General features: G+C 42.1%; 16 protein-coding genes. 9 read left to right on the forward strand and 7 right to left on the reverse strand.

The window, feature by feature from the left end:
• Positions 1-128: 128 nt before the first annotated feature.
• On the forward strand, positions 129-1,655 hold the full coding sequence (locus BAA9072_RS08420) for a sodium-dependent transporter (RefSeq protein WP_201714228.1): 1,527 nt from the start codon (positions 129-131) through the stop codon (positions 1,653-1,655).
• 1 nt (position 1,656) lies between these two features.
• On the forward strand, positions 1,657-1,764 hold the full coding sequence (locus tag BAA9072_RS08425) for a methionine/alanine import family NSS transporter small subunit (RefSeq protein ID WP_201714229.1): 108 nt from the start codon (positions 1,657-1,659) through the stop codon (positions 1,762-1,764).
• A gap of 38 nt (positions 1,765-1,802) precedes the next feature.
• Here the strand turns inward: BAA9072_RS08425 and BAA9072_RS08430 are convergent, their stop codons facing one another.
• Positions 1,803-2,801 carry a M23 family metallopeptidase gene (locus BAA9072_RS08430; RefSeq protein WP_408015222.1) on the reverse strand — a complete coding sequence of 333 codons (999 nt, stop codon included), beginning with the start codon at positions 2,799-2,801 and terminating at the stop codon, positions 1,803-1,805.
• Positions 2,802-3,027: 226 nt separating this feature from the next.
• Here BAA9072_RS08430 and lipA point away from each other — a divergent pair, with 226 nt between their 5' ends.
• Positions 3,028-3,945 (forward strand): lipoyl synthase, encoded by a 918-nt coding sequence (lipA, locus tag BAA9072_RS08435; protein WP_201714230.1) that lies wholly within the window; start codon positions 3,028-3,030, stop codon positions 3,943-3,945.
• Positions 3,946-4,552: 607 nt separating this feature from the next.
• On the opposite strand, the gene BAA9072_RS08440 is transcribed toward lipA, so the two are convergent.
• Entirely contained in the window at positions 4,553-5,269 is a 717-nt protein-coding gene (locus tag BAA9072_RS08440; protein ID WP_230980798.1) for a YhcN/YlaJ family sporulation lipoprotein, read from the reverse strand.
• A 103-nt stretch (positions 5,270-5,372) separates the two neighbouring features.
• Here BAA9072_RS08440 and BAA9072_RS08445 point away from each other — a divergent pair, with 103 nt between their 5' ends.
• Positions 5,373-5,648, forward strand: a complete 276-nt coding sequence (locus BAA9072_RS08445) for a YutD family protein (RefSeq protein WP_201714232.1) — start codon at positions 5,373-5,375, stop codon at positions 5,646-5,648.
• Between the two features lie 44 nt (positions 5,649-5,692).
• Here BAA9072_RS08445 and BAA9072_RS08450 read toward each other — a convergent pair whose 3' ends face one another.
• Positions 5,693-6,001, reverse strand: a complete 309-nt coding sequence (locus BAA9072_RS08450; RefSeq protein ID WP_201714233.1) for a cytosolic protein — start codon at positions 5,999-6,001, stop codon at positions 5,693-5,695.
• Positions 6,002-6,072: 71 nt separating this feature from the next.
• Entirely contained in the window at positions 6,073-6,342 is a 270-nt protein-coding gene (locus BAA9072_RS08455; protein WP_201714234.1) for a DUF3055 domain-containing protein, read from the reverse strand.
• Between the two features lie 137 nt (positions 6,343-6,479).
• Here BAA9072_RS08455 and BAA9072_RS08460 point away from each other — a divergent pair, with 137 nt between their 5' ends.
• The 3 genes from BAA9072_RS08460 to BAA9072_RS08470 all read left to right on the forward strand — a co-directional run bounded on the left by BAA9072_RS08460 (position 6,480) and on the right by BAA9072_RS08470 (position 8,749).
• Entirely contained in the window at positions 6,480-6,917 is a 438-nt protein-coding gene (locus BAA9072_RS08460) for a DUF86 domain-containing protein (protein ID WP_201714235.1), read from the forward strand.
• A gap of 254 nt (positions 6,918-7,171) precedes the next feature.
• Positions 7,172-7,936, forward strand: coding sequence for a TIGR01457 family HAD-type hydrolase (locus BAA9072_RS08465; protein WP_201714236.1), 765 nt, complete (start codon positions 7,172-7,174; stop codon positions 7,934-7,936).
• Between the two features lie 561 nt (positions 7,937-8,497).
• A complete protein-coding gene (locus tag BAA9072_RS08470; protein ID WP_201714237.1) occupies positions 8,498-8,749 on the forward strand; it encodes a helix-turn-helix domain-containing protein in 252 nt (83 codons plus the stop codon).
• On the opposite strand, the gene sda is transcribed toward BAA9072_RS08470, so the two are convergent.
• Together sda and BAA9072_RS08480 are read right to left on the reverse strand one after the other, a co-directional pair.
• Positions 8,746-8,868: a sporulation histidine kinase inhibitor Sda gene (sda, locus tag BAA9072_RS08475; protein ID WP_201714328.1), complete on the reverse strand. Its 123-nt coding sequence runs from the start codon at positions 8,866-8,868 to the stop codon at positions 8,746-8,748. The genes BAA9072_RS08470 and sda overlap by 4 nt on opposite strands.
• A gap of 313 nt (positions 8,869-9,181) precedes the next feature.
• Positions 9,182-9,682: a phosphatidylglycerophosphatase A family protein gene (locus BAA9072_RS08480; RefSeq protein WP_201714238.1), complete on the reverse strand. Its 501-nt coding sequence runs from the start codon at positions 9,680-9,682 to the stop codon at positions 9,182-9,184.
• A gap of 240 nt (positions 9,683-9,922) precedes the next feature.
• Between BAA9072_RS08480 and yutH the strand changes: the two genes are divergently transcribed.
• A complete protein-coding gene (yutH, locus tag BAA9072_RS08485) occupies positions 9,923-10,924 on the forward strand; it encodes a spore coat putative kinase YutH (protein WP_201714239.1) in 1,002 nt (333 codons plus the stop codon).
• Between the two features lie 74 nt (positions 10,925-10,998).
• Positions 10,999-11,961, forward strand: coding sequence for a 2-hydroxyacid dehydrogenase (locus BAA9072_RS08490; protein ID WP_201714240.1), 963 nt, complete (start codon positions 10,999-11,001; stop codon positions 11,959-11,961).
• Positions 11,962-12,008: 47 nt separating this feature from the next.
• Here BAA9072_RS08490 and BAA9072_RS08495 read toward each other — a convergent pair whose 3' ends face one another.
• Positions 12,009-12,245 (reverse strand): NifU family protein, encoded by a 237-nt coding sequence (locus BAA9072_RS08495; protein WP_034763763.1) that lies wholly within the window; start codon positions 12,243-12,245, stop codon positions 12,009-12,011.
• Positions 12,246-12,346 lie beyond the last annotated feature (101 nt).

A 12,346-nucleotide genomic window follows, 5' to 3' on the forward strand; every position in this document is an offset into this window, starting at 1 on the left:
TCATTAAAATAAAGCTTTGACAATTGTCCCGGAACTAGCTATACTGACTTTAGATTATAAATAATCTGAAAATATAAAAATTTCAAATACCTTAAAATGGTAGTTGAAAAGAACTAGGGGGGAACAGCATGGAGAATCGTGCACAGTTTGGTACACGAGCAGGATTTATTCTAGCTGCTGTCGGATCAGCAATCGGACTAGGGAACATTTGGCGTTTTCCATCAGTAGCGTATGAAAATGGCGGGGGAGCATTCTTTATTCCTTATTTATTCGCTCTTCTAACAGCAGGAATTCCATTATTAGTACTTGAATTTACAATTGGTCATAAGTACCGTGGTTCAGCACCGTTATCTTATTTCCGTCTTAATAAGAAAACAGAATGGCTTGGCTGGTGGCAGGTATTAATTGCATTCGTCATTTCCACCTATTATGCCGTTATTATTGCATGGGCGATGTCCTACAGTGTATTTTCTTTCAATTTAGGCTGGGGGAAGGATACAGAGACATTCTTATTCAGTGATTATTTAAACCTTACAGTGGATGCAGGTCAGACAGGGAGTGTGGTCCCGGGGGTATTAATCCCGTTGGTCATCGTTTGGGCTGTTACGCTTGGTATTCTTTTCAAGGGTGTAAAGAAAGGAATCGAAGTAGCGAATAAAATCTTTATTCCAGCACTTGTTATTTTATTCTTAATTATTGTTGTTCGCGCTATAACTTTACCTGGTGCGATGGATGGTCTTGAGGCGTTTTTTAAACCGGACTTCAGCAAAATTGCCGATCCGGGTGTATGGGTAGCGGCATATGGACAGATTTTCTTTAGTTTATCCATAGCCTTTGCCATCATGATTACGTACTCCAGTTATCTTCCGAAGAAATCGGATATTACGAACAATGCGTTCATTACAGGATTTAGTAATTCCGGCTTTGAATTGTTGGCAGGTATCGGGGTATTTGCCGCTTTAGGATTTATGGCACAATCACAAGGTGTGGCGGTACAGGATGTAGTTAGTGGCGGCGTGGGGCTCGCGTTTGTAGTCTTCCCGCAGATCATTAACGAATTCCCGGCATTCAACGAAGTATTTGGTTTCTTATTTTTCGCTTCACTGGTCCTTGCCGGTCTGTCATCATTGATTTCCATCTCGGAAACCTATGTAGCAGCTGTCTCTGAGAAATTCGGGATCTCCCGTAACAAGGCAGTGTTATTCGGTGGCGGGCTTTCAGCCATCATCTCGATTCTATTTGCGACACAGGGCGGACTATTGTTCCTTGATGTGGCGGATTACTTCATTAACCAATTTGGAGTGGCGTTTGTAGGATTAGTGGAGGTAGTTGTAATCGCCTGGTTCCTGCGTAAGTTGGGTGCATTCCAATCCCATGCGAATGGAATCTCGGATATTCGTCTTGGTGCCTGGTGGAAAGTATGTTTAGGGGTCATCACACCAATCGTTCTTGGGTGGATGATGTTCGGCTTATTCAAAATGAATTTACTAAAAGAATTTGAAACAGAAACAGGCAACTACGAAGGATATTCTGATGCTTTCATTCTTTACAGTGGCTGGTTTGTAGCTGCCTTTGCCATTATCGTGGGAGTGGCCTTCGGGTTTAAACGCTGGCATGCCAAAACAGACGCAGACAGCTATAAGGAGGTAAGCTAACATGACTGGTAGTGCAATTGCAATGATGGTTGTAGGAATGGTCATCATCTGGGGTGGATTAGCAGCAAGTATTATGAACGCTGTTTCTAAATCGAAAAAACAAGTATAAAGGAAGAAGCAGACGATGGATGTCCATTGTCTGCTTTTTTAATGTTTCTTGCTTTTGATTCTGTCCTGCCGTTCCCACATCCTTAAGTGAGGATATGGATCAAACGACCATTCTGTCAAGCCATTATCCTTATACATTCCATAATGCAAGTGTGGAGGGAATTTCCCTGATGTCCCAGGAGGTCCGTATCCTGAACTTCCGACACCGCCAATGACCATTCCCGGTTCAACGACTTGTCCTACATGAAGATCTTTGGCGAAACCACTTAAGTGGGCAAAGTAATGATACGTATTATTAATGTCCCGTATTCCGATACGCCAGCCTCCATAACGGTTCCACCCTTTCATCTCGATGATTCCATAAGACGTCGCCCTGACTGGAACACCGTAATCAGCGAAGAGGTCAGTTCCTTCATGGATCCGTCTTCCGCCCCAACCCCGGGCATCTCCCCATGTGTTTCTGTAACTATAGTTAAACCTTAAGGGGAGTGGGAAGGCTTTTTGATTGAGATGAATTGTTCCGTATTGTTTATAGATTTTTGCAATCCCCATAATAATACTGACGGTTTTATCCCGTTTGTAATAATCCCAAAGGGCAAGCTTGAAATTGTCCCGGTCGATTCCATACCGTAATATAAAATCCGACAAAGCCGCAAGAATATCTTCATCACTTTTCAGGCTTGCTTTTCCATCATGATCTCCGTCCCGACCTGTTCCATTGAATAGAGCAATCGTTTCGGGATTGTCATCATCTGAGTGAGGATTCAGAGGGCCGACCCACTTTTCAGGCTCCATATAAATCGAGATAAGAGAGGATGGCTTTTCCCTGTCCTTACGGGCAAAACGGAGACTGCGTTCATACTGATCAATGGCAGCTAAGTAATACCAGGGAATGTGTGTCAAAGCCTCGCTCTTTTGAAATAATTCCATTCGTTTGGTGTGTATTTGTTCGTCTGATTGTTTTTCTACTGCAAATCCCTGACAAGGACTTATCGCAAAGAAAACCACAATGGCCAAGACCAATCGTTTGTACAAAATAATCCCTCCATTTTTAGGGGCCTATATGTAGTTTGTATCGTTCACCGTGATTCATAATCATCAATAAATGGTAATAGGGTATCACATGCTTGTTTTCACTTTTTTAGTATGATAAAGTGACAAAAGAAGTATATTGATGATGGCTTTTTTTACATAGGATGAACGATCAAGATAGCGTTTCACTCTTTGCCTAAGTCAGAATTATTTAGGATTGGAGATGAGGGGTATGAGCAAGAAAGATGAACACATTCGTAAACCGGATTGGCTTAAGATTAAGCTGAATACGAACGATAATTATATGGGCTTAAAAAAAATGATGCGTGAAAACAACCTTCATACAGTATGTGAAGAGGCACGTTGTCCTAATATTCATGAGTGCTGGGGAACGAGACGTACGGCTACATTCATGATCCTTGGGGACATTTGCACACGTGCCTGTCGTTTCTGTGCCGTTAAAACAGGCCTTCCCACTGAACTGGACCTGAAAGAACCGGAACGCGTTGCGGATTCCGTACAATTAATGAATTTAAAGCACGTCGTGATTACGGCGGTCGCCCGTGATGATTTAAAAGACGGAGGTTCACAAGTTTTTGCTGAAACCGTCCGCGCCATCCGTCGTAAGAGCCCGTTCACATCAATCGAAGTATTGCCTTCTGATATGGGTGGGGTCTTCGATAATATTAAGACATTGATGGATGCTAAACCTGATATCATGAACTATAATGTCGAAACTGTCCGTCGCCTGACTCCAAGGGTTCGTGCACGTGCAACTTACGATCGTACATTGGAATTCCTGCGCCGTGCGAAGGAGTTGAATCCGGATATCCCTACGAAGTCGAGTATCATGGTCGGTCTTGGGGAAACGAAGGAAGAAATTCTGGAAACGATGGATGATTTACGTGCCAATCATGTTGATATCGTGACATTAGGTCAATATCTGCAACCATCTAAGAAGCACTTGAAGGTTCAAAAATATTATCATCCTGATGAGTTTGCTGAGTTGCGAGAAGCAGCGATGGAAAAAGGCTTCAGTCACTGTGAAGCGGGTCCTCTCGTTCGTTCTTCTTATCATGCTGATGAGCAAGTGAACGCAGCTGCGAAAGCAAGACAAGCTAAAGGTGAGCAAGAAGTTCAAAAAGCGTAATTTCACATACAACACAAAAGGACTGAACTGAAGGAGGAGCTCTCTAACAGTCAGTCCTTTTTGTAGCAGATGTGAGGTAGTGTTGTATTCTGCTTCCGCTTTTCTTGTTTTTAGCTCCGCCGGCTAGGCCCTCGAGGTCATAAGCTAAATCTGGCAAAAAGGCAAAGTACGCCTTTCCGCCAGATTCATCTTATGCTTGTCGGGCCTGAACGAGCCGGCTACGCTTTTCTGTTGTCCAGCTCCGGCGGGTAGAGGCTCGAGGTCATAAGTCAAGAATGCCAAAAAGGCAAAAAGCGCCTTTCCGGCATTCTCGTCTTATGCTTGTCGCCTCTGACCAACCCGCCTACGCTTTTCTTGTTGTCCAGCTCCGGCGGGTAGGCCCTCGAGGTCATAAGTCAAATCAACCAAAAAGGCAAAAAACGCCTTTCCGGTTGATTCGCCTTATGCTTGTCGGGCCTGACCAACCCGCCTGCGCTTTTCGGGTTGTCCAGCTCCGCCGGCTAGGCCCTCGAGGTTATAAGTTAAATCTGGCAAAAAGGCAAAGTACGCCTTTCCGCCAGATTCATCTTATGCTTGTCGGGCCTGAACGAGCCGCCTGCGCTTTTCTTTACTCAGTATAGTCATTGCGTTTTTGACGGTCCATGTTGATTTTGTGGGTGTCGTCGTCACGCATTTCGTATTGATCCGATGTCATTTCACCGTTGGCATTTTCACCTGAATCCACGTTTCTTCCTTGTGGGGAGTCCTGGAGCATAAGGTTTATGGTGTCATCAATGGCTGTGTTCGCATTTTTGCTGTCACTATCCATTTTTGCCAGGTTTTCGACATTTCTCATTAAAGCTTTGTCGTCGGTCACATAGACATGGTACCATCTTGGAATGACGGACATGGCTGTTTTTTTAACTTGATCGGCTACTTCAAAGCGGCCGTCTTTATCTTTCTTATCTGTAACGTAGGACACAAGAACCTCTTCGTCCGTCACGAGAGTAGAGCAATCCTTCACGTCAGGAAGGGAGACACTCATCTTGCTGATGCTGTCGGCCACCTGCTCACGATTGATGCTGTACATATCCTTCGTGGAAATGTTTTGACCTCCAGTAGGACTTTTTTGTTGACGAACATAACCGAAGTCTTCACCTCGGTGTGCTCCTTTTTTGGTCCAGCTATTTTCGTTATACAGGTCTTCCCTGTCACTTACGTTGATGGTATTCCCATTGTCGTGGAACATTTCTTCATTGGCTGTGTCGATACCATTACAAGCTGTTCCGATTAGCGTAAAACTCAGAACCGTTGTACCTAAGATCAATTTATTCAACTTAAACACCCCCTATTTGATAGGGTGACCATCTCTTGTTGCAATTTTTCATAGTAATTAATGGACAATCCGTTATAATTTAAGAATAAGGAAACGAAAGCGGGGGGACGAGATGATTTGCGTGCAGAACACATGCTACGAAATCGTTGAGGAATTTAGAGACGGATTCAACGAGGAAGCATTTAAGGAAAGATACAGCGATATTTTAAGCAAATACGATTATATACTTGGTGACTGGGGATACGGACAGCTCCGATTAAAAGGGTTCTTCGATGATCACAATCAAAAGGCTTCTTTCGACACAAAGGTAAGTACTCATAAGGATTATTTATATGAATACTGTAACTTTGGGTGCGCTTATTTTCTCGTAAAGAAAGCCAATAAATAATGGTGAGAAAGGAACAAACGACAATGATCGTTTGTTCCTTTCTTTTACTTGTTTTCGGTATAAGGAGGTTCTTCATTTACATCAGGGTCTGCATGAACCGGGTGTGAACCGGGCTCCTGGCGCGGAATATCCTGATGCAGGGATTTGTTTTCATAGTTGAAGGCACTATAATATCGTTGTCCCTCTTCCCATGGTGTACTCTTGTTTTCGACAGGGGCATGCTTACCTCTGGGAGCTCCGTAAGGACCTTCAGGAAGTGTCTCGGGGACGAGGAAATTACGGTATGTTTCTACATTGGAGAAGTCACTGTAAACTTCTTCTTCTTTATCTTTAGAGTTACGGTCTTTATTCACTATATCTCCCACCTTTCATACCTTTAGTATGTGAGGGTAAAGTGGAGTTCATTCTTAGGCTGTACCTTTCGTCAAAGAATGATTTCACCTAAGAAGTCCCTTAATTCATCTGCTTCTTCATTTGTTAATTTAAATACACTTTCTACATAGCCGGGTTCATCAAGGTCATCTCTTCCCATGATGGCAAATCGACTGCCCTGAAGATCCAGCACCAATGATTTCCCGTAATAGCGTTCAGTTTGGGTAATGGCCAGGTCGTACCGTTGATTTTCCCCCATGAAACTCACGAATCTCGTTCTTGTATTTTCCGTATCGTCATATAAATAAAAGCGTTCACTCATCACGATGTCCTCCTCTTTTTCTGCTTATTTCATCATACCAAACTAAGATGAGAATTGCAGGGTGGTTCCTGTATGGGGGAATTAAAATTATGTTAAAATAAAGTGTGAGGATTCCGTATGAGAAAGAGGTGAACATCATGTATTTTGTAGACAGGGAAAAAATAGAAGACATATTGGTCTATATGAATAAGCAATTAAATATTGTCAGTCGTCAAGACCAATGGAATGATACATTAGAAAAGTTGGCGTTAGAGAGGGTTGCCCACGTAATCATTGAATCCATTCTTGATGTTGGAAACAGCATGATTGATGGGTTTATCATGAGGGATCCAGGCAGCTATGAGGATATTATTGATATTCTTCTGGATGAAAAGGTGATTACAGACAAGATGAGCGAAGATCTTAAACGCCTCGTCGAGCAGCGCAAACCATTGGTTCAGGAATATACATCTGTGGATCACGAACAGTTACATACAATCTTAAAAGATGTGTTCCAAACACTAACACATTTCCCAACACAAGTCCGGAACTACCTCGAAAATGAATTGGGGCCAGTATCGGCATTTAAAAATTAGTCTTTCATGCTGTTTGGATAAACTTTGTTGCTTTTAATTGGAGAGTAGGAGTGAATTCCGCTCCAGGTGCTCGCTTTCCGAGGGCTTTATGTCCGGGGAAAGCTGAGCAGTTCTCCTCACCATCCAAGCACATGCTGGTTGACAGAGAAAATTCAGATCCTTAACTGCGCTTTCTATTTAGAAGGCGCTTTGTTTTTTTATAGGTGAACATCAAAATATTGGCCATACTATACACAACGTTACGGAGGTACACGATGAAAGGATATAAAGGGTACTTAATTGATCTCGATGGAACGATGTATAAAGGGAAAGAGAAGATCGAAGAAGCTGGAGATTTCGTGAAACGGTTGCAGGAAAAGGGCTTACCCTATCTGTTCGTGACGAATAACTCTTCAAGAAGACCTGAACAAGTGGCTGAAAAATTACAGTCCTTTGATATACCCGCAACGAAAGAACAGGTATTTACAACATCCATGGCGACTGCACAGTATATGGCGAAGGAAAAACCAAAAGGAACCGCATATGTCATCGGAGAGGAAGGTATCCGTTCAGCACTGGGAGAGAACGGCATTACGCTTCAGGATGATAAACCGGATTTTGTGGTGGTGGGCATTGACCGGGAGATTAATTATGAGAAATTATCCCTCGCTTGCTTAGGTGTAAGAAACGGGGCAACGTTTATTTCAACAAATGGAGACATTGCGATTCCTACTGAAAGAGGACTTCTTCCCGGAAACGGTTCCCTGACTTCTGTCGTGGCTGTATCCACTCAGACCGAACCGGTCTTTATCGGAAAGCCTGAATCCATCATCATGGAACAGGCGTTGTCTGTGTTGGGTGTGCCAAAGGAAGACACGCTGATGGTTGGGGATAACTATGATACAGATATTCTGGCGGGAATAAACGCGGGACTCGATACGCTTCTGGTTCATACAGGAGTCACAACGAAAGAGGCATTGAGGGAAAAGGATATCCAGCCAACTTATACAATCGAATCACTCGACCAGTGGGATGTATAATAAAAAAATGGAGGCTTCATTGAAAGCCTTCAGCTCCTTTTATTGCCCTGCTGAGTACTCAAATAGAAAAATTATCATTTATTAGAAACATATTCATAATAGACAACACACGTCTGTATAAGTAAAATAGAACTAGTGTGAAAAGAAGTAAGCAAAATACTATTTATACATCGAGGACCTTTGTCATGGTCCTGTGAAATAACAATATACCTGCCTCTATAGCTATTGTTGTAAGTATAATAGTAAGCGTAAAACGTACATTATACTCCTATTTTATTATATGGTTTTCCTCTAACTAATTTTAATTTTTCCACGACACATATTTGAGTACTCAGAAGGACATATCAATTTTTTTAAGAAATATTTCGAAATTAAGTGTAAAGGTATTCAACTAGGGTAAACATCGAAGGTAGTAGGGGACTATTAGCATTGATACCTTTTCAATTTCTAACTATTCTTTACGAATGCAAACAACTTTAAGAATGAAAGTCACTGTTTCTTAGCTTGATCTTCGAGACATTCCAGTCATTTCTAAAGAATTTTTAAAAGGGTAGTGAGGCAATGAGTATTACAGTTACAGGACTTGTCGGAAAGAAAATAAGGCATCATAGAAGAGCAAAAGAAATCACCATACAAGAATTAAGTAACAAATGTGGATTGACGGTCAATTATATTTCGTTGATTGAAAAGGGAGAGGCAAACCCGTCCCTGAAAAAGCTATTTGCCATTGTATGTGCGTTGGAAGTTCAGTGGGAAGACATTATGCCGACTTGTGAAGAACACGAAGACATCTACAATCAAACGATTCTTTAATGAACTAATTTTCTCTTTTTAATTTCTTGTTCGATCAGCATGATGAAGTCATTACTGAGTTTTAACTGTTTTGCTTTTTTATAGGCATCAATAAGGGCTTTGTCACTCAGGAGCTGGATAAGATTTCACCTCGATTAATGAAACGTAATGTATTATGTAGGGAATTCTGTATACTCCAATGATAGTGAAAGCCTTTATTCGATGTATATATTTTTGGAGAAGGTTCCGGGTACAATCTATTGAACATAATTACAACTATAATTGTAATTATATAAAACTATTCACCGTTGTGCAATGATTAAGTTAGTTAAATGGATCTAATTATTTTTCACTGTATATTCATTTAGGGCTGAAAGTTTCATTTGCCTTTTGTGCTTCTTAATCACAAAAAATCAGACGACCCTGTCGTCTGATAAGATACTTATATTCCCTTCATTCTGCGCATTTCGCCCGATGTGCCAATCTGCTTGAGGCTGCTGCTGCAATTGCCCCCACAATATCATCCAGGAAAGTGTGGCACTTGCCAGAAGACTTATCATTCAATTTCTCCAGTATTCCCGGTTTTTGCTTATCGATATATCCATAATTCGTAAATCCGATCGAACCATATACATTCACGATGGAAAAGGCCAGGATTTCATCCACCCCATATAATCCCTCATCTACTTCAACTATTGCCTGCAATGGTTCTTCGAGCATCTTTTTTTCAGCTAATATATCAAGTTGAATACCTGTCAGGATCGCATTCTGCACTTCACGCTTCGTTAATACACGTTCAACGTTATAGACACATTCCTTTAATTCAAGATCAGGATGATATTTTTGTTGAAGGTACATGACTAATTGAGCGATATCTTCAATTTCCACTCCTCTTTCATGCAACCATTTACGTGCAGTACTCTCTAATAAATCCATTGATTCTTTATCCTTCATCCTATTCACCTTTTTCTTTGAAAGATTATAAAACCCCTATTTCGATTAGACGAAGCCTTGTTTTACTCATATGATTCACAATTGAAAAATAGACATAATAATAGCTTCTGTTCTCATTCTTGCCCATCTCTGGTTTTGGATATTCATAAATGGGTTGAAAGAATCATTCTCAAATTATATATAGTTTGTTTTGTAGATGTCTGCGAAAGAGAACGGTCATTATAGAGAGGAGAGGTCAGTATGTCACAAGAGATTTTGATTAACCATTTTGGGTTGCGTCCTGAGCGGGCATTTTACGATGGAATGATGGATCGATATATGGTCGGGGAATTAGTATATAGTATTGTTGGCGTCTCGAATATGGAACAGGAAACCCTGGTGGAACTTTATAAATTAGCAGAGCATTTGAAAAGTGCAGGGGATCGACATGTGTCAACCTTTGTACAGAGTAATGAGGGAAGATTCCTTGTTGTGGAGAAGGATAAAGATTATGTTGTTCTTCGAAATGAAGGAACCCAATCTCCACCCGATAAGAAGCTCGGCAGAAAGCTAAGCAAATTCCATTTCAGGGGACGGACCTTTGAAGAGAAAGTAGAAAAAATAAACCGGATGGGGCAGTGGAAAACCCTGTGGGAAAGGAGGCTTTCTCAGTTAGAAAAGGCCTATTACCAGGTCATTCAGGATCAGCCAGTTGACGAATTTGAGCACCGGTTTGTCGAAAGCTATCCTTATTACAGTGCACTGGCGGAAAACGCCATTCAATACTTAGTCGATACGGAACTCGATGAAGATCCGAAGCCAGAGGATGCTGGTACGATCTGTCACGAACGGTTTCTGCAATCCACCTGGGGAACGGAAGTATGCATACATTTTCCATTTCACTGGGTTTTCGACCACTGCAGCAGGGACATCGCAGAGTGGGTGAGGGAACGATATTTCATGAGGAGCCAGACGTTCCATCCTGAGCTTCAGGAATTTATGAAAGAGTATGAATCAATTACACCACTTTCCCCTTTTTCATGGAGGTTGTTGTATTCCCGGCTTTTATTTCCACTGCATTATTTTGAATGCGTTGAGGAATATTACATTTCACAATCAGAACAGAAGAAAAAGACCGTTGAGGAAAAGCTTGAGCGGTATTTAAAGAACTCCCACCAATATGAAGCATTCCTGTCTGACTTCTATCATATGTCCGAAGTTCCGGTGAAAAAATGGGGGATTCCCCTTATAGCATGGCTATAATTCCGTAACCCCTAAAGGACGAAACCTTCACTTTATGCTAAACTGAAAAAAGTAAAGTGAAGGTAGGGATACATATGAAACCATATATCTACATTACAAGAAAACTTCCGGAGTACGTCATCGCTCCATTACAGAAAGAGTTCGAGGTGGAGATGTGGAACCAGGAGGATGCCCCTGTACCGCGGGACACCCTACTAAGTAAAGCAGAGAAAGCATCCGCTTTACTTACCATGCTTTCGGACAAGGTAGATCAGGAGCTCTTACAGAATGCCGCCTCTTTAAAGGTTGTGGCGAATCTTGCGGTAGGCTATGACAATATCGACCTGGAAGCGGCAAGAAAAAATGGAGTCACCATAACAAATACGCCCGATGTATTGACGGAAACGACAGCGGATTTAACTTTTGCACTCTTGATGGCTACAGCAAGACGAATCGTTGAAGCCGACAGATATATTAAAGAAGGAAAGTGGAAGAGCTGGTCGCCCCTTCTCCTTGCCGGAATGGATATTCATCACAAAACGTTGGGGATTGTCGGTATGGGGAGTATCGGTGAAGCGGTAGCAAGAAGAGCGAAGGGATTCAATATGGATGTGTTGTACCATAACCGTTCCCGTAAACCCGAAGCTGAACAGAGCGTTGGAGTCCGGTATGCCTCATTCGATGAGCTTCTTGCTCAATCGGATTTCGTTGTCGTCCTGGCACCTCTGACTAAGGAAACAGAGGGGATGTTCCAGGAGGATCAATTCAATAAAATGAAGGAATCAGCGATTTTCATTAATGCGGCACGTGGTCCAATCGTAAATGAAACCGCCCTGGAGAAAGCATTGAAAATGGGGGAAATTGCGGGGGCTGGCCTGGATGTGTTTGAAACAGAACCGGTCAACAAGGAACATCCCTTGCTTCAATTGAATCAGGTGGTCGCCATCCCCCATATTGGAAGTTCATCAAAGGAAACCCGCCATGCCATGATGGCTTTGTGCGTGGAGAACATCTTCTCGGTATTAAAGGGAGACCAGCCGAAAACAGCGGTGAAGTAAAAAAAAGCCTGAATCCAAAGGATTCAGGCTTTGATGTTAATGCTGGATTAGAATACTTGCTCTACTTCAACGATACCAGGAACTTCTTCCACTAATGCGCGTTCAATTCCTGCTTTTAATGTGATGGTTGAACTTGGGCAGCTTCCACAAGCACCAAGTAGGCGAAGCTTCACAATTCCATCTTCAACGTCCACAAGTTCACAATCTCCACCATCGCGAAGTAGGAACGGACGTAATTTATCTAATACTTCCTGAACGGGTGCAATCATTTCGTTTTCAGCCATAATTATCTACTCCTTCCTTACTATCTATTATAATGACATATTCGCAAAAAATCTATCAACCTGCAAGTGATTGGGCATTTCTTTTTCAAGAAATGTTTCCC

Origin of the sequence: Rossellomorea arthrocnemi (assembly GCF_904424705.1) — a bacterium.
Taxonomy (GTDB): Bacteria; Bacillota; Bacilli; order Bacillales; family Bacillaceae_B; genus Rossellomorea; species Rossellomorea arthrocnemi.